Genomic DNA, 23984 nt, shown 5'->3' on the forward strand with positions numbered 1-23984 from the left:
GCGTGGAGGCCGTCGTCGTGCTGTTCAACCGGGATCTGCGGGTCCACGACCACCCCGCACTGGCGGAGGCGTGCGCGTCGGCGAGGCACGTCGTGCCGCTGTTCGTGCTCGACCCCGCGATCGAGGCCCGGCACCGCCGCGACTTCCTGCACGCCTGCCTCCACGACCTGCGGTCGTCTCTCCGGGCGCTCGGCGGGAACCTCGCCGTACGGCACGGCGATCCGGTGGCCCAGGCCGTACGGCTGGCCACCGAGGCGGGTGCGTCGGCGATCTGGGCGAGTGAGGACGTCAGTTCGCTGGCCCGGCGGCGGGAACGGCGCCTCGCGGCGGAGTGCGAGACCCACCGGCTGGAGTTCCGGCTCTTTCCCGGAGTGACCGTGGTGCCCCCCGGCGCGCTGACCCCCGGCTCGTCCGGGTCGAACCACTATCGGGTGTTCTCGCCCTACTGGCGGGCCTGGTCGGGCACGGCCCACCGGCCGGTGCTCGGCGCACCCCACCGGCTGCGCCTGCCGCCGGGCGTCGAACCCGGAGAGCTGCCCGAGCTGCCGCCGGAGCCGTACGGGATCGTGCGCGGCGGGGAGAGCGAGGGACGGCGGCGGCTCGACCACTGGGTGCGCCACGGGCTGGCCTCGTACGGCGAGGACCGCGACCGGATGGCGGGCCGCACCTCGATGCTCAGCGCCTATCTCCACTTCGGCTGCGTGTCGCCGTCGGAGGTCGTCGACCGCACGGCCGGGAGGCCGGGCGGCGAGGAATACGTCAGGCAGTTGTGCTGGCGCGACTTCCACTACCAGGTCGTCAGCGACTTCCCGGAGATGGGCCGGCGCGACTACCGGGACAGAGACGTGGAGTGGCGGCGCGACGAGGAGGCGGAGGCGGCCTGGCGGGAGGGCACGACGGGCGTCCCGATCGTCGACGCGGGGATGCGGCAGCTACGCGCCGAGGGGTGGATGCACAACCGGGTGCGGCTGATCACCGGCTCCTACCTGACCAAGCGGCTCGGGATCGACTGGCGCGCGGGGCTTGCGCACTTCGGCGAGTGGCTCGTGGACGGCGACATGGCGAACAACTCCGGCAACTGGCAGTGGGTGGCGGGGACGGGCAACGACACCCGGCCCTACCGCACGCTCAACCCCCTGCGGCAGGCGAAGAAGTTCGACCCCGAGGGCGAGTACGTGCGGCGGTACGTCCCCGAGCTGGCGTCCCTGCCGGACAACCTGGTCCACGAGCCGTGGAAGGCCCGCGGCGGAGTGCCCGGCTACCCCGCCTCCCCCCTGGGCGGCGAGCTCACCGCCTGACCGGGCGGAGGCTCAGAAGACCAGGACGAGCTTGCCCGTGACGTGGCCGGACTCGATCAGCCGGTGCGCGCGCGCCGCCTCCTCGACCGGAACGGCCTCCTGGATCCGCACCCGCAGCTCACCCTTCTCCCACAGGGTGACGAGCCCGGCGAGCCGCGCCGCGGAGCGCTCGGTGCTCAGCCGCCGCACGCCCAACCGGTCGGCGGCCGGCTGGTAGGCGATCGTGCCCGCCCGTGTGCGGTCGGCCACGAGCTCCACCGAGACCTCCAGGGCCTCCACGGTCCCGGCCGCGTCGAGCGCGGCGTCCACCCCGCCCGGGGCCGCGTCGCGCACCCTCCCGGCCAGCCCCTCGCCGTACGCCACCGGGATCACGCCGAGCTCGCGCAGATAGGCGTGGTTGCGCTCGCTCGCGGTGCCGACCACCGTCGCCCCGGCCGCCCTGGCGAGCTGTACGGCGAACGTGCCGACTCCGCCGGCCGCCGCGTGCACGAGCAGGGTGTCGCCCGCGCCGACGCGCAGCAGCTCCAGCGCGGTCGCGGCGGTCTGCCCGGACGCCGACAGGACACCGGCCTCCGGCCACGGCATGGCGGCCGGCTTCGCGGCCACCTGGTCCACGGGGACGACGACGTGCTCGGCGTACGACGCGAGCATGGCCCAGCCGACGACCTCGTCACCGGCCGCCACCCCGCCGACGCCCTCGCCGACGGCGTCGACCACGCCCGCGAACTCGTTGCCCAGCCGCTGCGGGAAGCTCGCGGGGATGTAGGAGCGGGCCTGCCCGCTGCGGAACAGCGCGTCGAACGGCTGCACGCCCGCCGCCCGCACGTGGACCCTGACCTCTCCAGGGCCCGGCTCGCCCGGCTCCACGTCGGTGACGCGCAACACCTCGGGACCGCCGTAGGCGGAGAACACGACCGTCCTGCTCATGAACGTCTCCTCGTCATGGCCGCGAGCTGTCCCACGACCCACTTGCGGTATTCCTTCGACAGCGGATCGGCGCCGACGATCCCTTCGACCACCCGTGGCAGCGCGATGGGCGCGAAAGTCAGGGCGTAGGCGACCAGCAGGACGAACTCGGCGTCCAGCTCGTCGGTGATCTCCCCCTCCGCCTGCCGGGTGCGGGTCCGTTCCACCGCCTCGCGCAGCCGGGTGCGTTGCGCCGCCGCCCACTCGTCGTCCTTGTCCCCGGCCGGGCTGCCGCCCGCGCCGACCGTGCTGTCGGCCGCGCCTGCCGGGCTGTCGCCTAGGGCCTGCCAGATGACCAGCCGGGACCAGTCCGGGTTGTCCAGGGTCGCGTCGAGATGGGCGGCCACGCTCTCGGCGTACGTCGCGCCCGGCGGCGTCGCGCTCTCCTGCGCGCGTGCCCACCTGCGGCGCAGCTCTTCGACGAGCCCCTGCTTGCCGCCGAAGTAGTACGAGATGAGCTGCTGGTTGACCCCGGCGCGCTCGGCGATGGAAGCCGTACGGGCGCCCGCGTACCCCTTCGCGCCGAACTCCTCGACCGCCGCCCGCAGGATGCGCTCCCGGGTCCTCTCGGCCGCCTGCCCGCGCTCCTGAGGTGCGCGTCGTGCTGATGACATGCGCCTCACTCTAGCCATTCATTCAGTTGAGTGACAAGTGTCAATCAAACACATGATTTAATGGCGCCATGATCTTCACAGAGCGCGAGATCGAGTACCTCCGCGGTCAGCGGATCGGCCGCCTGGCCACGCTCCAGCCGAACGGGACGCTCCAGGTGAGCCCGATCGGGTTCCGCTACAACCCCGGGCTCCGGACCATCGACATCGCCGGGCGCGCCATGGCGGCGAGCCGCAAATTCCGCAACGTCCTGGCCAACGGCAGGGTCGCGTTCGTCGTGGACGACGTCCCGTCCGTCGATCCCTGGCAGGTGCGCTGCCTGGAGATACGCGGGTACGGCGAGGCCCTGGCCGAACCGGCGGACTCGGCGGCGCCCCTCCCGGGCCCGATCATCCGCGTCCACCCGCGGCGTGTCATCAGCTTCGGCGTCGACCCCGGCAACCCGGCGTCCGGCGCCCGCGACGTCCCCTCACACTGACCGGCGGTGGACGTCGTCCACGCGCTCGGTGAACCCCCGGCGGTCGAGGTGTTCCAGCAGGGGGACCGCCACCCGGCGGCTGGTGCCGAGCGCGCTCCTGGCCTGGCTGACCGTGAACGGCTGCGGCAGCCGGGCCAGCACCGCCGCCGCCCGGGCGTCGGCGCCCGGTGCGAGGACCACCCCGTCGGCCACCCGCAGCAGCGCCCCGGCGCGTACGGCGGCGGCGAGCTCGCGCGGCCCCAGGCCCAGCTCCGCCAGCCGCCCGGCCTCCGGCGCCTGGAAGGGCGTCTCGGAAAGGCCGTCCAGCAGGGTCCGCACCGCCCGGGCGACGGGAGCGGGCAGCCCCGCCGTCCGGCCGGTCGTGATCCGGCCGTCCGCCACGGTCAGCGGGGGCCGTACGAGGGCGGTCACGAGCCTGCGGTCGGGCAGGCCGAGTTCGTGGCGGGCGGCCTCCAGCGGCATCCCGGGCTCCAGCGGATGCGCCTCCGCGTAGCGCCGCACGACCTCGGGCAGCCGGGCGAGCAGGCCGGTCCAGTGGCCGGGGCCGGCGTGCCAGTCCGCGGTCACCGGCCGTCCCGGCGGCGGGCAGCCCATCGCGACCAGTTCGCTCTCGCGCAGCAGCGGATGCGTGCGCAGAAGAGACGCCGCGTCGGCCGACGCCTCCGCGAGCGCCCTCGCCCGTTCCCGGGCCGCGCCCCGCCGCCGCAGCTCCGGCGGCCGTACGTCGAGGACCGTCGCCCGGGCCAGCACCCGGAGCTCGCCCTGTCCCCGGCCGGGGTCCCGCAGGAGCAGCACGTCGCCCAGGTGGAGCGGCAGCGGCCGGGCCAGGCGCAGCCGCGCCGCCTCCGCGCCGAGCGGCCGGACCTCGCACGGCACCGACGCGGAGCCGATGTGGGCGGTGAGCCGCCCCGGCAGCGGCCCCCGCGCGCCCTCGGCCATCGTCACGCGCACGTCGGCCAGGCCGGTCGCCGTCCAGGCGCCGGGCGTGACGAGCGCGTGCCCGCGGTCCGCGGCGACCCGCCCGCGCAGGTTGAGCGCCACCCTCGCCACCCCGGTGACCGACTCGGCCCGCTCCTTCAGCGACTCCAGGCCGCGCACCCGCACCCGCTCGCCGTCCAGGGCCAGCTCGTCGCCGACCTCGACCCGGCCGGCGGGCAGCGTGCCGGTCACGACGGTGCCGCTGCCGCGCACGCTGAACGCCCGGTCGATCCACAGCCGCACCGGCGCCTCCGGATCGGGCGCGGGCAGCGCCGCCACCAGCCGGTCGAGGGCGGCGCACAGCGCGTCGAGGCCCTCGCCGGTGCGCCCGCTCACCGCCGGCGTCTCCACCGCTCCGCCCGACGGTCCCGTACGGAGACCGGCCTCGGTGAGACGGCCGCCCGCGTCCTTCGCCGCCGGGCCGGGGTCGGCGAGGTCCGCGCGGGTCACGACGAGCAGGCCGTGCCGTACGCCGAGGGTGCGCAGCGCGACCAGGTGCTCCTCCGACTGGGGCATCCACCCCTCGTCGGCGGCGACGACGAACATCACGGCGGGCACCGGGCCGACCCCCGCGAGCATCGTGCCGAGGAACCGCTCGTGGCCGGGCACGTCGACGAAGGCGACCCGCTCTCCCGAGGGCAGGGCCGTCCAGGCGTACCCGAGCTCGATCGTGAGCCCGCGCCGCCGCTCCTCCTCCAGGCGGTCGGGCTCCATCCCGGTCAGCGCCCGCACCAGCGTCGACTTACCGTGGTCGACGTGCCCCGCCGTGGCCACGACGTGCATTCCCGCCTCCTTCGCCACGCGGCGGCCTTGCCTTCGCCCCGGGCCGGCGGCGCATCAGCCGACCGCGCCGAGCACGGCACGGAGCACGGCGTCGAGCACCTCGCCGTCACGCTGCGGCGGCACGGTGCGCAGGTCGAGCAGCAGCCGCCCTCCTTCGACCCGCCCCACCACCGGGGGCTCGCCCCGCCGCAGCGGTACGGCGAGCCGTTCCGGCAGGCTCACCGCCACGCTCGGCAGCCGTACGCCGGGAGCGCCGCCCCCGCCCACGGTCGCCTCGGCGGGCACCGCGTCGGCGTCGAGGCCCGCCTGGCACATCGCCTTCGCCAGCGCCTCGGCCCGCTCGCGCAACGCGAGGGGGTCGGCGTGCAGGGCCTGCCGTACGGGTGTCGCGGGGCCGCGCAGCGTCGCCTCCAGCGCGGCCAGCGTCAGCTTGTCCACCCGCAGCGCGCGGGCGAGCGGGTGCCGCCTGAGCCGTTCGACGAGGTCACGGCGGCCGAGCAGCAGGCCCGCCTGCGGGCCGCCGAGCAGCTTGTCGCCGCTCGCGGTGACCAGGTCGGCGCCGGCCCGCAGCACGCTCGCCGCGTCGGGCTCCTCGGGCAGCAGCGGATCGCGTTCCAGCAGGCCGGAGCCGATGTCGACGACCACCGGAACGCCCAGCCCGGTCAGCTCGGCCACCTCCACGGCGCCGGTGAAGCCCTCGACCCGGAAGTTCGACGGGTGGACCTTGAGCACGAACCCCGTCTGCGGGCCGACCGCCTCCCGGTAGTCGGCCAGGGTGGTGCGGTTGGTCGTGCCCACCTCGCGCAGCCGCGCGCCGGTGGAGACGAGCAGGTCGGGGATGCGGAAGCCGTCGCCGACCTCCACCAGCTCACCGCGGCTGATCACGATCTCCCGGCCGGCGGCGAGCGCGGTCGCGGCCAGGACCAGGGCCGCGGCGTTGTTGTTGACCACGTGCACGTGCTCGGCGCCCGGCACGGCACGCGCCAGCGCCTCGGCCGCGCCGCGCCCACGGCGGGCCCGCGCTCCGGTGACGAGGTCGAACTCGACGTCGGTCGCCCCCGCCGCCACCGTCACCGCCTCGACGGCGGCCGGGGACAGCGGGGCCCGGCCCAGGTTCGTGTGGAGCAGCACGCCGGTCATGTTGAGGACCGGCCGCAGGCTCGCCGCGTGTCTCGGCAGCGCCGCCAGGGCCGCCTCGGCGACGTCCTCCGGCTCGATCTCGCCGTCACGCACCCGCTGCTGCGCCCGTACGACCGCCTCCTTCACCACCGCACGGCCGAGCCGCCCGGCCGCCTCGGCCAGCCGGGGGTCCGCCAGCACGGCGTCCGTACGCGGCACCCGCCTCCGTGGATCCACACTTCAACCTACTGCGCGCGCCGGCACGGGATTGCCGGAACCCCCCGGGCCCCGCCGGTCACGCTCATCTCCCGTCCGGGCCGTAACAGCGGAGTCGTCGTCCGCGAGTTCCTGATGACCGCCCAGGGAAGGAGTCCCATGGACGGCCGGCGTCCCGGCGGGGCTCTCCGAACTCGTGCTGCGCGCGTCGAGGGAGATCACCCACAACCGTCCAGATCGTTGCGGCCCTTCTGGTCGCGATCGCCGCCTACACGGCCGGCAGGAGAACCCGCTCATCGCACGACGACTGAAGGCGCTGCCGCACCAGGGGTACGGCGAACGCATCCCCCACCCGTAGCGCGATCAGGACTCTTCGGTGAACAGATCCGCGACCGAGGTCGCAGTGACGGCCCGCCGCGCCCATTCGTCAAGCCGCTCCAGATTCGTGCACTCCATGATGAAGGTGCGGTCATCCTCGGAGACCGGGATGTTCCGAACCTCCAGGATGGTCAGCACCGCCCTTGCCTCACCCTCCGCACGGCCTTCCTCTCGGCCTCTGCCGTAGTGTTGCCGGGCGAAAGGACTGTAGACCGGCCAGGTAGTGGACTCCATCATCTCCTCCATGACACGTCGGGCAACCTCAGAGGCCAAGCGGTAAGCGTATTCATAGTATTGCGGAGCGTGATCGTCCGGGAGGTACTCCAGCGCGGAAATGAATGCCCTGACCACGGAGATGTCGTCACCATGGCTCATCACCGACAATGCAGCCAACTCCGGATGCTCTGCCGCCTGTGCGACTTTGGTGACTGGCGGAATCTCGGCCGGGCCGATCACTCCGCACTTCAGCTGGAAGCCGGGCAGGCTGGTATCGATGGGCTCCGCCGCCCAGTCAGCCGTCCGCCTGTCCGGGCAGATCACCAGCACCGTGACCGGGCAGTTCACCTGTAGCCACCGGCGATTCGGCGCCTGAAGCATCAGACGTGAGCCTCCATCGCAGGGACGGCATCCGGACCACGGTGCGGCAGTTCTACCACCGCTTCGGCCGTGAGAGGCGAGTCCGGCGGCCTGCCGCAGAGGCCGGCGAGGAGCGGAGGTGGACGGGAATCGAACCCGCCAGGCCGAGAACCTCGGCCTCGTCGGTTTTGAAGACCGCGGGGGCCACCAGGCACCCACACACCTCCAGGCAGAAACCTAGCTGGAACGGGGTAGGGACCCGGCGGTGCCCCACGGCGGCGGCGCGGCGTACGTGAACGACGACCCGGACGGGGGCGGCATGACCGAGACGACGGAACGGGCCGGGTTGCGGCTGACCCAGCAGGCGCACGGCGGCGGCTGTGCCTGCAAGATCCCCCCGGGTGAGCTGGAGACAATCGTGGCCGGGCTCGTGGCCCCGGATCCGTCGGCGTACGCCAACGAGTTGGTGATCGGGCTGGACGACGGCGACGACGCGGCCGTGGTCAGGATCGAGGGGGGCAGGGCGGTCGTCGCCACCGCCGACTTCTTCACCCCGGTCGTGGACGATCCGTACGACTGGGGGCGGATCGCGGCGACCAACGCGCTCTCCGACGTGTACGCCGTGGGCGGCGAACCGGTCGTCGCGGTGAACCTGCTGGGCTGGCCGAGGGAGACCCTGTCGATGGACCTCGCCCGGGAGGTGCTGCGCGGCGGCCTCGACGTGGCGCGGGCGGCGGGCTGTCACGTCGCGGGCGGGCACAGCGTGGACGACCCCGAGCCCAAGTACGGCATGGCGGTCACCGGCCTGGCCGACCCCGAGCGGCTGCTGCGCATCGACGCGGGCCGGGCGGGGACGCCGATCTCCCTCACCAAGCCGCTCGGCGTGGGCGTGCTCAACACCCGGCACAAGGCGACCGGCGAAGTGTTCGCGCAGGCGGTCGAGGTGATGACGACGCTCAACCGGGACGCCTCGCGGGCGGCGCTGGCCGCCGGGGCCCGCTGCGCGACCGACGTGACCGGCTTCGGGTTGCTCGGTCACCTCTACAAGCTGGCCAGGGCGAGCGGCGTCACGGCGGTGGTCGACGCGGCGGCCGTGCCCTATCTGGAGGGCGCGCGGCAGGCCGTACGCGACGGGTTCGTCAGCGGCGGCACGCGCCGCAACCTGGACTGGGTGCGCCCGCATCTCGAGCCGGGCGGCCTCGGCGAGGAGGACCTGCTCCTGCTCGCCGACGCGCAGACCTCCGGCGGCCTCCTGGTGGCGGGCGAGGTCCCCGGCGCACCGGTCGTCGGCCGGCTCGTCCCGCGCGAGACCGCCGTCGTACGACTCGCCTGAGGCCAGGTCAGGCCAGGTCAGCGGCCGGGGACGGGGGCGGGGCGGCCGGCGTCGAGGCGCTCACGCTGGGGGACGACGGTGTATTTCGGGTCCTTCGCCGAGACGCGGCCCGCCTCCAGCACGCCGAACCGGGTGCACAGCGCCCCGGCGGTGATCGCGAGCCCGGACAGCGCCGTGAGGGTCCGGCTGCGCCCGGCGACCGCGGCGAGCAGGCCGCCGCCGAGGGTGAGCGCGCGCGAGGCCCGCATGAGCGTGCCCGCCCTGCCCGTCCGGTACGGCTCGCCGAGCAGGCCCAGACGACGCTCCATCACCTCGCCGGCGACGACCTCGGTCACGGCGCCGGCGACCGCCGCCGCGCGGGCGGGCCCCGCCTGCGCCCTGGGGGTGGTCAGCATCAGGGCCGCGCCCGCCGAGGCGAGCGCGCTCCCCGAGAACAGGAACGGCAGCTCCCGCATCCCCTCGTGCCACGATGGCACGGCGGTGTCGGCGAGGAGGACGGCCGTGTACGTCGCCATCGCGAGGCCGCTCAGGCCGCTCGCCACCGACGCGGCGTCGCCCACCGGGGTCAGCAGGCCGGTCACCGCCGAGCCCGCCGCGACGCCGGTGAGCCCGCTGTGGGCGGCCAGCGTCCAGGAGCCGACGCTCATCGGCGAGGTGGGCTTGAACACGCGGAGCATGTTCAGGAAGCGCTTGGGCCTGCCCAGTTCGGCGACGAGGAAGACGGTGCCGGCGCTCGCCGCGGCGAAGGCGGTGGCCCGGGCGGCCAGCCCGAGCCGGTCGTGCCCGGCCACGCGGGCCGCCGCCGCCATCGCGCCCGCGGCGCCGGACAGCCCGCCCAGATAGAGATATGTCGGCATGTGGGGTTCGTGCCAGATGGGCTGCTTGACGACCGGCTGGCCGTAGTACGACCGGAACGGCGCCTCCGGCACCACCTCGCCCTGGCCTTTCGGCATCAGACCCTCCCCACCGAACCCGAACCCACCGAACCCGAACCCACCGAACCCGAACCCACCGAACCCGAACCCATCGAACCCACTGAACCGATCACGGCTTTCTGCCGGCGAAGCACACGGCCACGCCGGCGGCGAGGGCGAGCGCGGCGCCGCCCGCCCAGCGCCACATCGCGGGCAGGTCGCGGGTGGTCACCACCGGGTCCGGCGGCAGGCCGTACGTCTCCGGCTCGTCCATCAGCAGGAAGAACGCGCCCGTGCCGCCGACGCCGTTGTCGGGGCTCTCGCCGTACAGCCGGGCGTCGGTCATGCCCTCGGCGTGCAGCCGCTCGACGCGCTCCTGTGCCCGCTCCCGCAGTTCGTCCAGCGGCCCGAACTGGATGGACTTGGTCGGGCACGCCTTGGCGCAGGCCGGTTCCATGCCGCCGCGCAGCCGGTCGTAGCAGAGCGTGCACTTCCACGCCCGGCCGTCGTCCTCCCGGCGGTCGATCACGCCGTACGGGCAGGCGGGCACGCAGTAGCCGCAGCCGTTGCACACGTCCGGCTGGACGACGACGGTGTCGAACTCGGTGCGGAACAACGCGCCGGTGGGGCAGACGTCGAGGCAGGCGGCGTGGGTGCAGTGCTTGCACACGTCCGACATCATCAGCCAGCGGCCGTCCTGCTCGACGAACGCGACGTGCCGCCAGGTGCTCGCGCCGAGCGAGCCGGTGTTGTCGTAGGAGGTGGCGCGGAACACGAACCCGTCGTCGGGCACGTCGTTCCACTCCTTGCAGGCCACCTCGCACGCCTTGCAGCCGATGCAGATGGTCGTGTCGGTGAAGAAACCAACGCGCTCAGCCATCGCGGTACCTCTCGATCAAGTCGAGCAGCGCCTGGCCGCGCGGGCGCCGTCCCGGCAGGACGTCGCAGGTGCCGGCCTTGCTCTCCTGGATGTAGACGTTCGGGTCGAGCACGACCGACACCAGGTCGTTGACGACGTCCCCGGTGACCACGCCGCCCCCGCCGTAGCCCCAGTGGTAGGGCATGATCACCTGATGGACGGTCCTGCGGTTGACGCGCAGCGGCCGTACCCGCCCGGTCACCAGCACGCGCAGTTCGATCGCGGTGCGGGCGGTGACGATCGTCGCCCAGCCGCCGTTCTCCAGGCCGATCTCCTCGGCCATCTCGCGGGACACCTCGCAGAACGCCTCGGGCTGGAGCTCCGCCAGGTACGGCAGGGGCCGGCTCATCGCGCCGGTCGTGTGGTGCTCGGTCAACCGGCTCGTCGTGTAGACGTACGGGAACCGGGGCGAAAGCGCCGGGTTGTACGGGTTCTCCGGCCGGTCGATGGTCCGGCGGGCCGGGTTGGCCTGCTGCCCGTACAACGTGTTGCGCACCGCCGACTCGTGCGGCTCGTAGTGGGTGGGCAGGGGACCGTCCGACAGGCCCGACGGCACGTACAGCCAGCCCTTGCCGTCCGACTGCATGATGAACGGGTCGGTGCCGGCCAGCGCGTGCTGCGCCTTGGCCCCCTCCGGCGGCACGTAGCCGGGCGCCTTGTCCTCCTCGAAGTCCGGCACGTCGGGGCCGGCCCACCTGCCCTGCTCGGCGTCCCAGTAGACGTACTTCTTCCGCTCACTCCACGGGCGGCCCTCGGGGTCGGCCGAGGCGCGGTTGTAGAGGATGCGCCGGTTGGCCGGCCAGGCCCAGCCCCATTCGAGGGCGGCCGGGCCCTGCTCGGTGTGCGGCTTGCGCCGGGCGGCCTGGTTGACCCCGTCGGCGTACACCCCGCAGTAGATCCAGCAGCCGCAGCTCGTCGAGCCGTCCGGCTTCAGCTCGCGCAGCGACGCCAGCGGGCGGCCGTCGGCGTCCACCCCGCCGATCTCCCGCAGCACCGCCTCGGCGGACGGGTCGCGCCGCTCGCCGATCTCGGGGTAGTCCCAGGTCAGCTCCATCACCGGGCGGTCGATCTCGTCGTCGCCGAGCCGCCGCCTGATCCGCTTGCCGAGGTGGTGGTAGAACCACAGGTCGCTGCGGCAGTCCCCCGGCGGGTCGAGCGCCTTCTCCCGCCACTGCAGCAGGCGCTGGGTGTTGGTGAAGGTGCCTTCCTTCTCCACGTGGGTCGCGGCCGGCATGAAGAAGACCTCGGTGCCGATCTCCTCCGTCCGCAGCTCGCCGGTCTCGATCTCGGGCGCGTCCTTCCAGAACGTCGCGGTCTCCACCATCACGAGGTCGCGGACCACCAGCCAGTCGAGGTTGGCCAGGCCGAGCCGCTGCGCCTTGCCGTTGGCCGACCCCACCGCGGGGTTCTCCCCCACGACGAAGTACCCCTTGACCTTTCCGTCGATCTGGCCCATCACCGTCGAGTAGTGGCCGTGGTCGCCGGTGAGCCGCGGCAGGTAGTCGAAGTGGTAGTCGTTGTCCTCGGTCGCCGCGTCGCCCCACCACGCCTTGAGCAGGCTGACGACGTACGCCCGCCGGTTGCCCCACCAGCCGGTGTCGGAGCCCTCCCGCTCCAGGTAGTCGTCGAGGCCGTCGTGGCGATGGGCGTGCGGCATCGCGATGTATCCCGGCAGCAGGTTGAACAGCGTCGGGATGTCCGTCGAGCCCTGGATGCTGGCGTGGCCGCGCAGTGCCATGATCCCGCCGCCCGGACGGCCCATGTTGCCGAGCAGCAACTGCAGGATCGAGGCGGCCCTGATGTACTGCACGCCCACCGAGTGCTGCGTCCAGCCCACCGAGTAGACCCAGGCGGTGGTCCGCTCGCGGCCCGAGTTGGCGGTGACCGCCTCGGCCAGCTCCCGGAACCGCTCCGGCGGGATGCCGCACAGCTCTTCGACCATCTCCGGCGTGTAGCGGGAGTAGTGCCTCTTGAGGATCTGGTACACGCAGCGCGGGTCGGTCAGCGTCGGGTCGGACGGCGGCGACGCGCTCGCGCCCGCGCCGCGCGCGCCGTAGGAGTCGGACCCGGCCGCCTCCGCGTGGTGCCTCCCGCCCTCGGTGAGCTCCTCCTCCTCGGGCCTGTCGCCCTCGTACGCCCAGGTGGACGGGTCGTACCTGCCGGTCTCCTCGTCATAGCCGGAGAACAGGCCGTCGAGGTCCTCGGTGTCGCGGAACTCCCTGTTCACCAGGGTCGCCGCGTTCGTGTACGCGAGGACGTACTCGCGGAAGTCGAGCCCGTTCGACAGCACGTGGTTGATCAGCGCGCCGAGCAGCGCGATGTCGCTTCCCGCGCGGATCGGCAGATACCGGTCCACCGACGCGCTGGTCCGGCTGAACCGCGGGTCGATGTGGAAGACCTTCGTGCCGCGCTGACGTGCCTCCATCACCCACTGGAACCCCACCGGATGGCACTCGGCCATGTTGGAGCCCTGGATGACGATGCAGTCGGCGTTCGCGAGGTCCTGCTGGGACTGGGTCGCGCCGCCACGCCCGAAGCTGGTCCCCAGACCGGGGACGGTGGAGGAGTGTCAAATGCGCGCCTGGTTCTCCACCTGGATCGCGCCGAGGGCGGTGTAAAGCTTCTTCATCAGGTAGTTCTCTTCGTTGTCGAGCGTCGCCCCGCCCAGACTGGCGATGCCCAGAGTCCTCCTGACCTCCTCACCCTCGTGCGTCTGCTGCCAGGTCTCGCGCCGGGTCCGGACGACCCGGTCGGCGATCATTTCCATCGCGGTCTCGAGGTCGAGCGGCTCCCACTCGGTGCCGTACGGCCTGCGGTAGAGGACCTTCGTCTGGCGGCCTGGATGGGTGACGAGCTGCTTGCTGGCCGACCCCTTCGGGCACAGCCGCCCGCGTGAGATCGGCGAGGCCGGGTCGCCCTCGATCTGGGTGACCTTCCCGTCCTTCACGTAGACGAGCTGGCCGCAGCCCACGGCGCAGTAGGGGCAGACGGAGCGCGCCACCGTGTCGGCGTCCTCCACCCTGGGGCGAAGGGCGTCCGTACGTGGCGAGCGCGCCGCCCGCCCCCTGCCGTCCTCTCCCTTGAGCTGCCGGATCACCGGCCATCGGGAGAGCCATCCAGCACCCATGACGCCTCTATTGCCCCAGGCACTCCGGTTTCAATCACGAAGAACTCCCAAAGGTTGCGGGTGATCGGGTGTAGTGCCCGTACGGGGGGCATTAGGCCCTGATCCGGCACACTCCGGGGGCGAGTCGTGCCTACGGGAAGACCGCACGGGAAAGACCTCCACGCAGAGGACGGCGATGAGCGACCAACCGCCCGAGTGGGCGAGAAACATCGAGAAAGTGGCCGTCGAGGCGGCGCGGGAGTTCGGCGCCGTCGTCGAACGGGCCGGCCGGGCTCTCGGCCGGGCGGTCGACCAGGCGGGACGGACCACCAGGGCGCAGGCGGCGATGGCGGCGGCCTACCAGGCCGATCTGGAAGCCCTGGAGAAGGTGCTGCGCGCCCTGCCTGCCGAGCAGGTCAGGGAGATCTCCACGGCGGCGGCCGTGGTGGCGGCGACCGCCGACCAGGTCCTGGCCCAGACGCCGAAAGACGCCGACTGATCCGAGGATCATCCGCCGGCGTCGCCGGCGAAGCGGAGAGCGAGGGGGCCCGGCGTGCGGATGTCAGGGGTGGGCGTCCGGGGACAGGCGTTCGGCGAGCCAGCCCGTGACGAGGCCCTTCACCTGCGCGTCGACCGGCTCCCGCGCCTCACGGCGGTAGGCGCGCAGCGACGGCGGGCCAGGCTGCCGGCGCAGGATGTGGTCGAGGTCGGGGATCAGGTGGGTCTCCACCGGCCCCGGGACCAACTCGGCGACCCGGGCCAGGTCGGCGGGATCCACCTGGAGGTCCTTCTCCCCGGTGACGGCCAGGACCGGAGCGTGGATCCCCTTGAGGTCGGCGGCGGGGTCGTGATCGAGGAACTCGCGGGTCCAGCGCGCGTTGATCCGCACGCCGCCGATCCGGGCGACGTCCGTGGTCGTACGGCGGATCCGCTCGTGGTTCTTCAGCACCTTCGTGACCAGGTCGGTGCGGGTCAGCCGCAGCAGCCACCGGACGGGCGCCGGCATCGAGGGCGCCAGGCGCTCCGCCTGCCACCGCAGCGTCTCGGCACCCGGTTTGGCGGACGGCGACAGCAGCACCACTGCCGCCACGACCGGCCGGGCGGCGGTTCCGGCCCCTTCCTCGGACCCGCCGGGCTCTCCGGCCGACTCGGGGGCCGACTCGGGGGCCGGCTCGGCGATCGGCTCGGCGGTCGCGGCGAGGTTCGCCGCGATCAGGGCGCCCTCGCTGTGCCCGGCCACCGCGACCCGGGAAGGATCGATCTCCGGGCGTGAGCGCAGCGCGGCGAGTGCCGCGGCGGCGTCGGTCATGCCCTCCAGGAAACCCGTCGCGAGGAACACGCCCGTGCTGGCGCCGACGCCCCTCTTGTCGTAGCGGTACGTCGCGATCCCGGCGGCGGCCAGCGCCTCGGCCAGTTCGCGGGTCACCTTCAGCGGAAGCCGCCGATGGTCGGAGTCGCGGTCGACCGGCCCGGAGCCCGGAAGGAGCAGGGCGGCCGGGAACGGGCCGTCCCCCTCGGGCAGCGTCAGCGTGCCCGCGAACCGCTGGCCGGCCGAGTCGAAGGTGAGGTCGATGTCGCGCATGTCCTGACCGTGTCTTTCCGTGTCGTTCTGTGTCGCCGCCAGTGTGGATCTCGGGGGGTCCTCACGCCCCGGTGGGGGCCAGTGCGGCCACCACGGCCCGGGGGTCGTCCACGCCGAGCAGCAGCGAGTCGTACTTCTGCCCCTCCAGGTGGATGCGCACCGCCGCCTGGCCGCCGCGCACGTCCACGAACTCCCTGGCACCGGGCCGGTGCCAGGTGCCGAGCTTACGTGCGCCCGGGATGGCGAGGCCGGTGCGCAGTCCGCGGACGGCCCGCAGCGGCACGCCCTCGACGACCTCGACGGACCGGACCGCCGAGCGGGGCACGCGGAGGTCCCCGCGCAGCGCGCCGACCTTCTCCGCGGCGCTCAGGCGGACGGCTACGGCGTCGGCGGTGATGGTCACAGTGCTCATGGGGCGGCTCCTTCGTCGCTTCTGTCGTGTACGAGGCCATTGTTATCGACTATGAGAATGATGTCAATTGTGAGAACATAGGATCATGGCCACAGCGGAACTGCTCCTCCATCCCGTCCGGCTACGTATCGTCCAGGCGCTTCTCGGCGACCGGACACTGACGACGGGAGAGCTGCGATCGGAACTGCCCGATGTGCCCACGGCCACGCTGTACCGCCAGGTTGCCGCGCTCGTGGAGGGCGAGATCATCGAGATTGTGGCGGAGCGGAAGGTCAGGGGCACGTTCGAGCGGTCCTACCGGCTGCGCACGGCGAACGCGCACGTGACCGCGGAGGACGCGGCCGGGCTCGGCGCGGACGACCACCGGCAGGCGTTCATGACGTTCGTCGCGTCGCTGCTCGCCGACTTCGACCGGTATCTCGACCGCGACGACTTCGACCTCGGCCGGGACGGGGTGGGTTACCGGCAGGTGGCGATGTATCTGAGTGACGAGGAGTTCCGGGAGTTCCTCCGCGATCTGGCCGCGGTCCTGCGTCCCCGGCTCGCCAACCAGCCCGCCCCCGGCCGCGTCCGCAGGATCCACTCCACGATCGTCATGCCCGCCCGGCCCACCGCGTGAGATCACGTGTGCGCATTCCCTGTCACATCGAGGAGAGAAGCCCTGGTCAGAGGGAGAAAGATGGTGGTGTCTGTTTCGCCCGCGCCCGTACGACGTGTAGGTGAGACAAGGCGGACCGGCGCGATCGGCCCGCACAGTGAACACAAGGAGACACCACGATGCGCTTCCTGATGACCACCAAGAGCACCTCCTCCACTCCCGACGAGGCGATGATGGCCGAGATGGGCGCCTTCATCGAGGAGATGACCAGGTCCGGCGTGCTGCTGGCCACGGGCGGGCTCGAGCCGGGCGGCCTACGGGTGACCTCCCGAGGGGGCGAGGTCACCGTGACCGACGGCCCGTTCGCCGAGTCGAAGGAGGCCGTCGTCGGCTTCGCGCTGGTCGAGGCCCGTTCTCGCGAGGAGGCGATCGAACTGGCCCGCCGCTTCTGGAAGATCGTCGGCGACGGTGAGGGCGCCGTCCAGCAGGTGTTCGGCCCGGAGGACGCGCCCCGCTGACGCCGGCCGCCGGACCCGGGTTGCGCGGTGAGCGGCACGGATGCTCTGATCGGCCGGGTGACGTCCCGCGACGACCCTCCCCGTGACGACCTTTCCCGTGACGAACGCGGTGTGATCGACGCGGTCTGGAAGCTGGAGTCCGCGAGGATCGTCGCCGGTCTCGCAAGGATGGTCGGCGACGTCGGCCTCGCGGAGGAACTGGCGCAGGAGGCGGTCCTCGCCGCGCTGGAGCAGTGGCCCGCGTCGGGCACCCCGGACAATCCCGGCGCCTGGCTCACGGCCGTCGCCAAACGACGTGCCGTCGACCACCTGCGCAGGGAGGACCGGCACGGCCGCGGGCAGGAGCGGCTCGCCCACGACCTCGCCACGCGTCCCGGCGACGACGCCCGTGAGATGGACGACGTTCTGGGCGCGGTCGACGGAGAGGTGGGCGACGACGTCCTGCGACTGATGTTCGTCTCCTGCCATCCAGTGCTGTCGGCCGAGTCCCGGGTGGCGCTCACGCTGCGACTCGTCGGCGGCCTGCGCACCGACGAGATCGCTCGTGCCTTCCTCGTCACCGAGACCGCCGTGGCCCAGCGGATCGTCCGGGCCAAGCGCGCGCTCGCCGACGCGGGGGTGCCGTTCGAGGTGCCGTCGGAGCCGGATCGGACGGCCCGGCTGGCATCGGTCCTGGAGGTCGTCTACCTCGTGTTCAACGAGGGATATTCGGTCACGGCCGGCGACGACCTGATGCGGCCGTCCCTCTGCCTGGAGGCCCTGCGCCTCGGCCGCCTGCTGGCCGGGCTCGTGCCCGGCGAGGCCGAGGCGCACGGCCTGGTCGCGTTGATGGAGCTCCAGCAGTCGCGCTCGGCCGCCCGCACCGGGCCGTCCGGGGAACCGGTCGTGCTGCACGAGCAGAACCGGGGACGCTGGGACCGGCTGCTCATCCGGCGCGGCTTCGCCGCGTTGCTGCGGGCGCGGCAGGCCGGTGGGCCGCTCGGGCCGTACGTGCTGCAGGCGGCCGTCGCGGCCTGCCACGCAGGGGCGGCCACGGCGGAGGAGACGGACTGGCCGCGGATCGCCGCCCTCTACGACGCGCTGGTCCAGGTGCTGCCCACACCGGTCGTCCGGCTCAACCGCGCGGTCGCGCTCGCCATGGCGTACGGGCCGGACGCCGGCCTCGCGCTGGCCGACACGCTGACCGGCGAACCGGCCCTCGCGGGCTATCACCTGCTGCCCGCCGTACGCGGTGACCTGCTGGCCCGGCTCGGCCGACGTGACGAGGCCCGCGCGGAGTTCGAGCGCGCGGCGTCCCTCACCCGCAACGCCCCGGAACGCGAGGTCCTGCTGCGGCGCGCCGCGACCTACGCCGCCGACGGTGCCGGCGGCGTCGCGGGCGTCGGAGGAGCCGGGGACGTGGGGGGCGAAGGCGTCGCGGATATCGGAGGCATCGGAAGCGTCGGCGGCGTCGCGGGTGTCGCGGGCATCGGGGACGTCGAGGGCGTCGTGCTCGGCGAGGCCGTGCGGGCCTTCCTCGCCCGCCCCGGCCTGACGGCCGGCACTCTGCGGTCGTACGGCCAGACCCTCTCGCGGTTGTGCCTGCGCCTCGGCGCGGACCTTCCCCTGGAGGAGGCGACCCCCCAGCGGGTGGCCGAGGTCTTCGCGGCGGAGTGGGGCACGGCGGCGGGCGCGACCTGGAACCGGCACCGCGCCGCGCTACGGTCGTTCGCCGCCTGGGCAGCCGGGCACGGACTGAAGTCCGCCGACCTGAGCGCGGCGCTCGACCGGCGGCCCGAGCCTCGCGGGCGAGTCCGTCCCATCGCCCGGCCGCACCTGGAGGACCTGTGGGCGCGGCCGGACGTCGCGCCCCGCGAGCGCGCCCTGTGGATGCTGCTTTACGAGAGCGCGGCTCCGGCCGAGTGGGCGCTCTCACTCGACGTGCAGGACCTCGATCTGCGCGGCATGAGCGCCGTGGTGCGCGGCAGGCGGCGCCGGATCCGCTGGGAGGCGGGAACGGCCGCGCTGCTGCCCCCGCTCGTCGGCGACCGGCGTCGCGGCCCGCTCTTCCGCACCGACCGCAGGCCGGGCCCCGGCCGCGCATCGGCGACGGCCGACCTGTGCCCGCACACCGGCCGGAGCCGCCTGTCGTACGAGCGGGCCGAGCACCTGTTCAAACGGGCCACCCGGGACCTCGACCCCGGAGGCGAGGGATACACGCTGCACCGCCTGCGTCACTCGCGCCTGGCCCACCTCGCCGAGGACGGCTGGACGGCGCCGATGCTGATGTCCCTGTCCGGCCACACCAGCGCCCGCACCCTGCGCGAGTTCGTCCGGGCCGGGCAGCCGGCGGAGGTGACCGCCGGCCCGCCCTGCCCGCCGCCGGAGCGTCCACGCATGCCCGCCCGGCCCCCCGGCCGCGCCGCGTCTCGCCCAGCCGGTGATCAGGGGTAGCTGACCACGTTGACCGGCACGGTAGCCGTGCCCTGGGCCGCGCCGCCCGTGTTGTTGATCACGTGGGCGATCGTCCCCACGCCGCCCAGCGACACCGTGAGCAGGTCGTGGAACTTCACGGTCGACCTGGTCGGCGCCTCGAAGCCGCGCTCGGCCACGACCGAGGGATCGGTGCTGAAGTTGCAGTAGCTGCCCAGGCCCCAGGCCTCGTGGGTGGTCACCGAGTCGGCCACCTTGTAGGCGGCGTAGCCGCGGGTCGAGCCGTTCATCCAGGACGCCTGGTTCGGCGGGTCGTACGGCAGTTCGTTCTGGAAGAAGATGGTCCGGCCGCCCTGGCCGTTCCAGATCACCTCGTACTTCTTGTAGTGCTCGACGAACAGGCCGTACGCCGTCACGTTGTCGCCGTTGACGATCAGCCCGGTGTCGGCCGGGTTGCTGTTCCAGCCGACGCCCGCGCCGTGGTCGGCCCGCCACGCCCAGATGTGGTCGATGATCGTGTTGCTGCTGTTCACGACGAGGCTGGTCGTGGCCGATCCGGGGCCCGCGCCGCCGATGCGGAAGAACACGTCCTGGATCGAGGTGGGGTTGCCCGCGTGGCCCGCCGAGGCGCCGTCGGGGCCGACCCGCAGCAGCACCGGCGAGTTGACCGTCCCGGCGTCGAACAGCAGTCCGGCGAGCTTCACGCCGTCGACGTCCGCGACGTTCATCGCGACGACGCCGCCGTCCGGGATCAGGGTCGCGTAGCCGAGCCCGAGCACCACCGTGTCCGGCCGGGTCACGTTGAGCGTCTGGTTCAGGTGATAGACGCCGGGCGTGAACAGCAGGTTGAGGCCCTGGGCCAGCGCCTGGTTGAGCGTGGCCGCGCCGTCGGACGGCTTGGCGACGTAGAACTGCGTGAGCGGGATCGACGTGCCGGGAGTCGCGCCGTTCGCCCAGCTCGCGCCGCTGGAGTTGGCGCGCAGAGACGGGACGAACACCCGGTAGGCGCCGCCCGAGTCGACGTACAGGTAGGGCTTCTCGCGTGTCACCGGGCTCTGCGCCAGCGTGGTGTACGGCGGGTTCGGGAAGCTCTGGGCGGGAGCGCCGACGACACCGGAGAACACCATGTTCCAGACCCCGTTGGTCCAGCCGCCGATGTTGCTGTCACGGGTGAACCACTGCTGCTGGGAGTACGGCCCGACCGTTCCGTCGATCTTGCTGTCGGCGATGTAGCCGCCGCTGGCCCAGCCGTACCCGTTGGGCGCGAGGTTCAGCCCGCCGCGGACGTGGATCCGCCGGAACGGCGCGGCCTGCGCGACCGCCCAGCGGTCGGTGCCGTTCACCGGGACGACGGCGAGGTTCTCGGCGGAGCGCCAGAAGTTCTGGGTGGCGTTGCCGTTGAACCAGCCCGCGTCGACGGTGATGTCCCCGTTGATCGTGACGTTGTCGGGCGACTGGCCGAGGCCGGCGATGGAGGTGTAGAAGCCGATCTGGGCGTTGAGCCCGCTGTAGGTGCCGGGCTTGAACAGTAAGGCGTACCGCTGGCTGCCGAACTGGTTCGACTCCTGCTGCCGGAAGATCGTGTCGAGCGTGCTCTGGATGCTCGCGCCGGACATCGACGGGTCGAAGACCCGCACGTTCGGCCCGAGGTCGCCGCCTCCGGGGAGGGTGCCGCCGTCGGTGACGACGTTGACCCCGAACTCCCAGAGCGAGTAGCCGTACTGGGTGGCGCGGGTGAGGCCGTACATGCGGACGTAGCGGCCGGTGGCCGCGAGGTCGAGCGTCTGCGTGCCGGCCGCGCCGGTGACGGTCGCGGTGGCGTCCGTCCACGTCGAGCCGTTGGCCGAGACCTGGATCTTGAAGGTCTGGGCGCGGGCGGTCTCCCAGTTCAGGGCCACCCGGCAGATCTGCTGGGAGCTGCCGAGGTCGACCTGGATCCACTGGGGATCGCTGAACGCGCTCGACCAGCGGGTGCCCGTGTTGCCGTCGAAGGCGGCCGAGGCGGGTGTGCCCGCGCTCTCCGTGGAGGAGGCCGACGACGGCCGGCCCTGGGCCGCGTTCGCCGTGCCGCACACGGCCGCCGCGGCGCCGTAGGAGGCCGGGATGACGCCGGTCACCGCCGCGAACGTGGACAGCGCGGCGAGACCGGCGGTGACGAGTCCGGCACGCCGGCGCCGGGTGCGCGGCCGGAGACGGGAGGAGGGAGGCATGCGGTCTCCTTGGGCGGATCCCCTCGGCGGGGGACCTGGGGGATGGAGAGGTTCGGCGGCATGAGCGTCCGTCTCCACGCTTCTTATGTCAAGGCTTAGTTCACAATAAGAAAAAACGGACGTGCAGACGCGCCGCGGTCAAGCCCGGTAGGCGAGCGCGACCACCAGGCCCGTGGCCGGAGCTCGAAAGGGAGCCTCTTCGTTTGTCGGCCCCTGCTCATGCGCTTTGTGCATAGTCGCCGTTCCGAGCCCCTGTTTACATTGCCGCAACATCTCGAGAGGCCGTCCCCCACGGCGTCGTCCCTGCTCAACCAGGAGATCTCAGTGACCGCTACCGTCCCCGCCCCTACCTATGAGGAACTGCTCGAGGCCCGCCGCGCCAGCGGTGTCGCCATGTTCAACGACAACAAGATGAAGCTGGGCATCTTCGGCGCGAACTGTAGCCACGGGCTGATGGCGACCCATGCCGAGACGTCCTACGAGCTCAGCTGGCAGCACACCCAGAGGATCGCCCAGATCGCCGACAGGCTCGGCTTCGAGGCCATGCTCCCGGTGGCCAGGTACCGCGGAATGGGCGGGGAGACCAACTTCAACGGCTCGAACTACGAAACCCACACCTGGGCCGCGGGCCTGGCGCAGGCGACCGAGAACATCATGGTGTTCTCCACCACGCACGTGCCGACCAAGCACCCCATCGTCGCGGCGAAGGAGTCGGTCACCGTCGACCACATCTCCAACGGCCGCTTCGGCCTGAACATGACCATGGGCTGGTACAAGGCCGAGATGGAGATGTTCGGCGGCACACAGCGGGAACATGACGCCCGCTACCGCTACGGCTCCGAGTGGATCACCATCGTCAAGCGCATGTGGACCGAGGCCGCCGCCGTCGACTTCACCGGTGAGTTCTTCGAGATCAAGGACGCCTTCTCCGACCCCAAGCCGATCCAGAAGCCCTACCCGGTGCTGGTGAACGCGGGGAACTCTCCGGCGGGGCTGGAGTTCTGCGCCCGCGAGTGCGACTTCAACTTCATCGCCTTCGCCGACCCCGAGGAGGCGAGGGACACCGCGAGCCGCGTCCGTTCCATCGCCCACCAGCACGGCCGGGATCTCGGCATTCTCAGCTACGGCAACATCATCTGCCGGGACACCGAGAAGGAGACGAAGGCCTTCCTCTCCCACATCCTCGAAAAGGGCGACTGGGAGGTCGCCCGGATGGTGTCGGGTGGCCTCGGCGCCGAGAGCGGATCCTTCGACAAGGTCAAGAGCCTTCAGGAGCGCTTCATCCTCGGGTACGGCGGCTACCCCCTGATCGGCACGCCGGAGCAGGTCGTCGAGCAGATGGTCGAACTCTCGAAGGCCGGGGTCGACGGCATGATGGTCGGCTTCCTGGACTACGTCGAGGAGCTCCAGTACTTCGGCGAGCGGGTGCTGCCCCTGATGAAGGAGGCCGGGCTGCGGAACTGAGAGGCCGGACGATCCGGGAGGTGCGGCTGCATGACCAAGCTGACCAGCACCAATGCGCATGACTACAAGGCGGTCCTCGGGCACTTCTGCACCGGGGTGACCGTGATCACCTCGCTCGACGAGGGCAGGCCCGTCGGTTTCACGTGCCAGGCGTTCAGCGCGCTCTCCATAGAGCCGCCCCTGGTGCTGCTGTGCCCGCAGAAGACGTCCACCACCTGGCCGCGGATCAGGCGGGCCGGCCGCCTCGCCGTCAACGTGCTGAGCGACCGGCAACGGGAGATCGGCCGGCGGTTCGCGCGAACCGGCATCGACCGGTTCGCCGGGGTCGAGTGGCACCCCTCGCCATCCGGGCTGCCCCTCCTCCCCGACACGCTCGCCTGGCTGGAGTGCCACGTGGTCGAGGAGATCGATGCGGGCGACCACTCGGTCGTCGTGGCATCCGTCGACGACCTGGCAGCCGGCCCGGCACGGCACCCGCTGCTGTTCTTCCAGGGCAGGTTCCTCGACTACGACCTGCAGGAGGCGGTGTCCGCGTGAAGCTCGTGACGATCTATGGGAGTCCCACTCCTCCCGGCAAACTGGCACGGGCACTCGGGCTACTGGAGGCCGGCGTCCGTGACCGCCGTCCCGGGTGGGAGGTGGAGCGCATCGCGCCGGAGACGGCGGTCGGCCCCGTCGTGTCGACCTGGCGAGACGACGCCGCGACGAAGGTCGGCGACGCGGACGCCGTGGTGATCGCGTCTCCGGTCTTCCGCGCGTCGATCACCGGCACGCTCAAGCTGTTGATCGACATGCTGCCGGTCGAGGCGCTGCGGTCGAAACCGGTGGCCATCCTCACCGTGGCCGCGGCACCGCACCACTACCTCTCCGCCGAGCGACACCTGCGCGACGTGCTGAGCTGGTTCGGCGCCCTCACCGCCCCCAACAGTGCGTTCTTCGTCGACCGGGCCTTCGCCGACCACGAGGTGGCCGCCGACGTCCTCGACGAACTGCACGAGCTGGGCGAGGCCGCGGTGGTGCTCGCCGAACGGCTGGCCGGCCAGACCTTCGGCCCGGCTCCGCTGACCGTCCGCTACAGCAGGAAAGCCTCCGGCTGATCCGGCCGTCGACAA

20 protein-coding genes, 1 tRNA gene and 2 pseudogenes are annotated in these 23984 nt (G+C 72.5%); 11 read left to right on the forward strand and 12 right to left on the reverse strand.

What is annotated here, in order from left to right; all coding sequences use genetic code 11:
- The first annotated feature begins 2 nt into the window (after window positions 1-2).
- Complete coding sequence (locus OG344_RS06800) at window positions 3-1298, forward strand: cryptochrome/photolyase family protein (RefSeq protein WP_405087461.1); 1296 nt, start codon at window positions 3-5, stop codon at window positions 1296-1298.
- A 12-nt stretch (window positions 1299-1310) separates the two neighbouring features.
- Here the strand turns inward: OG344_RS06800 and OG344_RS06805 are convergent, their stop codons facing one another.
- On the reverse strand, window positions 1311-2225 hold the full coding sequence (locus OG344_RS06805) for an NADP-dependent oxidoreductase (RefSeq protein WP_405087462.1): 915 nt from the start codon (window positions 2223-2225) through the stop codon (window positions 1311-1313).
- The gene (locus OG344_RS06810; RefSeq protein WP_405087463.1) at window positions 2222-2878 is read right to left on the reverse strand and encodes a TetR family transcriptional regulator; all 657 of its coding nucleotides are present in this window, start codon (window positions 2876-2878) and stop codon (window positions 2222-2224) included. Before OG344_RS06810 ends, OG344_RS06805 begins: the two co-directional genes overlap by 4 nt.
- A 68-nt stretch (window positions 2879-2946) precedes the next feature.
- On the opposite strand from OG344_RS06810, the gene OG344_RS06815 reads away from it, so the two are divergent.
- Window positions 2947-3354, forward strand: a complete 408-nt coding sequence (locus tag OG344_RS06815) for a PPOX class F420-dependent oxidoreductase (RefSeq protein ID WP_405087464.1) — start codon at window positions 2947-2949, stop codon at window positions 3352-3354.
- On the opposite strand, the gene OG344_RS06820 is transcribed toward OG344_RS06815, so the two are convergent.
- The 4 genes from OG344_RS06820 to OG344_RS06835 form a co-directional block, all read right to left on the reverse strand.
- Window positions 3346-5115, reverse strand: coding sequence for a SelB C-terminal domain-containing protein (locus tag OG344_RS06820; protein WP_405087465.1), 1770 nt, complete (start codon window positions 5113-5115; stop codon window positions 3346-3348). The two genes, OG344_RS06815 and OG344_RS06820, sit on opposite strands and share 9 nt — an antisense overlap.
- A gap of 54 nt (window positions 5116-5169) precedes the next feature.
- Window positions 5170-6471: an L-seryl-tRNA(Sec) selenium transferase gene (selA, locus tag OG344_RS06825; RefSeq protein WP_405087466.1), complete on the reverse strand. Its 1302-nt coding sequence runs from the start codon at window positions 6469-6471 to the stop codon at window positions 5170-5172.
- 342 nt (window positions 6472-6813) lie between these two features.
- Window positions 6814-7425, reverse strand: coding sequence for a hypothetical protein (locus OG344_RS06830; RefSeq protein WP_405087467.1), 612 nt, complete (start codon window positions 7423-7425; stop codon window positions 6814-6816).
- Window positions 7426-7538: 113 nt separating this feature from the next.
- A tRNA-Sec gene (locus tag OG344_RS06835) sits at window positions 7539-7631 on the reverse strand.
- A 38-nt stretch (window positions 7632-7669) separates the two neighbouring features.
- Between OG344_RS06835 and selD the strand changes: the two genes are divergently transcribed.
- Entirely contained in the window at window positions 7670-8737 is a 1068-nt protein-coding gene (gene selD / locus OG344_RS06840) for a selenide, water dikinase SelD (protein WP_405087468.1), read from the forward strand.
- 17 nt (window positions 8738-8754) lie between these two features.
- Here the strand turns inward: selD and nrfD are convergent, their stop codons facing one another.
- From nrfD to fdh, 3 genes are all read right to left on the reverse strand, one after another.
- Window positions 8755-9690 (reverse strand): NrfD/PsrC family molybdoenzyme membrane anchor subunit, encoded by a 936-nt coding sequence (gene nrfD / locus OG344_RS06845; RefSeq protein WP_405087469.1) that lies wholly within the window; start codon window positions 9688-9690, stop codon window positions 8755-8757.
- A gap of 91 nt (window positions 9691-9781) precedes the next feature.
- Complete coding sequence (locus OG344_RS06850) at window positions 9782-10531, reverse strand: 4Fe-4S dicluster domain-containing protein (RefSeq protein ID WP_405087471.1); 750 nt, start codon at window positions 10529-10531, stop codon at window positions 9782-9784.
- Window positions 10524-13697: a formate dehydrogenase gene (gene fdh / locus OG344_RS06855; protein WP_405087472.1), complete on the reverse strand. Its 3174-nt coding sequence runs from the start codon at window positions 13695-13697 to the stop codon at window positions 10524-10526. The genes OG344_RS06850 and fdh overlap by 8 nt, the downstream gene beginning before the upstream one ends.
- Before the next feature lie 175 nt (window positions 13698-13872).
- Here fdh and OG344_RS06860 point away from each other — a divergent pair, with 175 nt between their 5' ends.
- Window positions 13873-14175, forward strand: a complete 303-nt coding sequence (locus tag OG344_RS06860) for a hypothetical protein (protein WP_327048454.1) — start codon at window positions 13873-13875, stop codon at window positions 14173-14175.
- A 63-nt stretch (window positions 14176-14238) separates the two neighbouring features.
- Here OG344_RS06860 and OG344_RS06865 read toward each other — a convergent pair whose 3' ends face one another.
- Together OG344_RS06865 and OG344_RS06870 are read right to left on the reverse strand one after the other, a co-directional pair.
- On the reverse strand, window positions 14239-15258 hold the full coding sequence (locus OG344_RS06865) for an alpha/beta hydrolase family protein (RefSeq protein ID WP_405087473.1): 1020 nt from the start codon (window positions 15256-15258) through the stop codon (window positions 14239-14241).
- Window positions 15259-15319: 61 nt separating this feature from the next.
- Window positions 15320-15670 (reverse strand): hypothetical protein, encoded by a 351-nt coding sequence (locus tag OG344_RS06870; RefSeq protein WP_405087474.1) that lies wholly within the window; start codon window positions 15668-15670, stop codon window positions 15320-15322.
- Between the two features lie 85 nt (window positions 15671-15755).
- Here OG344_RS06870 and OG344_RS06875 point away from each other — a divergent pair, with 85 nt between their 5' ends.
- The 4 genes and pseudogenes from OG344_RS06875 to OG344_RS06890 all read left to right on the forward strand — a co-directional run.
- Window positions 15756-16289, forward strand: coding sequence for a helix-turn-helix domain-containing protein (locus OG344_RS06875; protein WP_405087475.1), 534 nt, complete (start codon window positions 15756-15758; stop codon window positions 16287-16289).
- A 158-nt stretch (window positions 16290-16447) separates the two neighbouring features.
- The gene (locus OG344_RS06880) at window positions 16448-16786 is read left to right on the forward strand and encodes a YciI family protein (protein ID WP_405087476.1); all 339 of its coding nucleotides are present in this window, start codon (window positions 16448-16450) and stop codon (window positions 16784-16786) included.
- A gap of 168 nt (window positions 16787-16954) precedes the next feature.
- Window positions 16955-18127, forward strand: a pseudogene (locus OG344_RS06885) (RNA polymerase sigma factor); the annotation flags it as partial.
- 198 nt (window positions 18128-18325) lie between these two features.
- Window positions 18326-19219, forward strand: a pseudogene (locus tag OG344_RS06890) (tyrosine-type recombinase/integrase); the annotation flags it as partial.
- On the opposite strand, the gene OG344_RS06895 reads toward OG344_RS06890, so the two are convergent.
- Complete coding sequence (locus tag OG344_RS06895; protein WP_405087477.1) at window positions 19210-21408, reverse strand: discoidin domain-containing protein; 2199 nt, start codon at window positions 21406-21408, stop codon at window positions 19210-19212. The pseudogene OG344_RS06890 and the gene OG344_RS06895 overlap by 10 nt on opposite strands.
- Before the next feature lie 324 nt (window positions 21409-21732).
- Here OG344_RS06895 and OG344_RS06900 point away from each other — a divergent pair, with 324 nt between their 5' ends.
- The 3 genes from OG344_RS06900 to OG344_RS06910 are packed head-to-tail and all read left to right on the forward strand — an operon-like array spanning window position 21733 to window position 23969.
- Window positions 21733-22872: an LLM class flavin-dependent oxidoreductase gene (locus OG344_RS06900; protein ID WP_327048461.1), complete on the forward strand. Its 1140-nt coding sequence runs from the start codon at window positions 21733-21735 to the stop codon at window positions 22870-22872.
- A 30-nt stretch (window positions 22873-22902) separates the two neighbouring features.
- Window positions 22903-23409 (forward strand): flavin reductase family protein, encoded by a 507-nt coding sequence (locus OG344_RS06905; RefSeq protein WP_327048462.1) that lies wholly within the window; start codon window positions 22903-22905, stop codon window positions 23407-23409.
- Window positions 23406-23969 carry an NAD(P)H-dependent oxidoreductase gene (locus OG344_RS06910; protein WP_327048463.1) on the forward strand — a complete coding sequence of 188 codons (564 nt, stop codon included), beginning with the start codon at window positions 23406-23408 and terminating at the stop codon, window positions 23967-23969. Before OG344_RS06905 ends, OG344_RS06910 begins: the two co-directional genes overlap by 4 nt.
- The last annotated feature ends 15 nt before the right edge of the window (window positions 23970-23984 follow it).

The sequence above is a fragment of the Microbispora sp. NBC_01389 genome (assembly GCF_045040095.1).
Taxonomy (GTDB): domain Bacteria; phylum Actinomycetota; class Actinomycetes; order Streptosporangiales; family Streptosporangiaceae; genus Microbispora.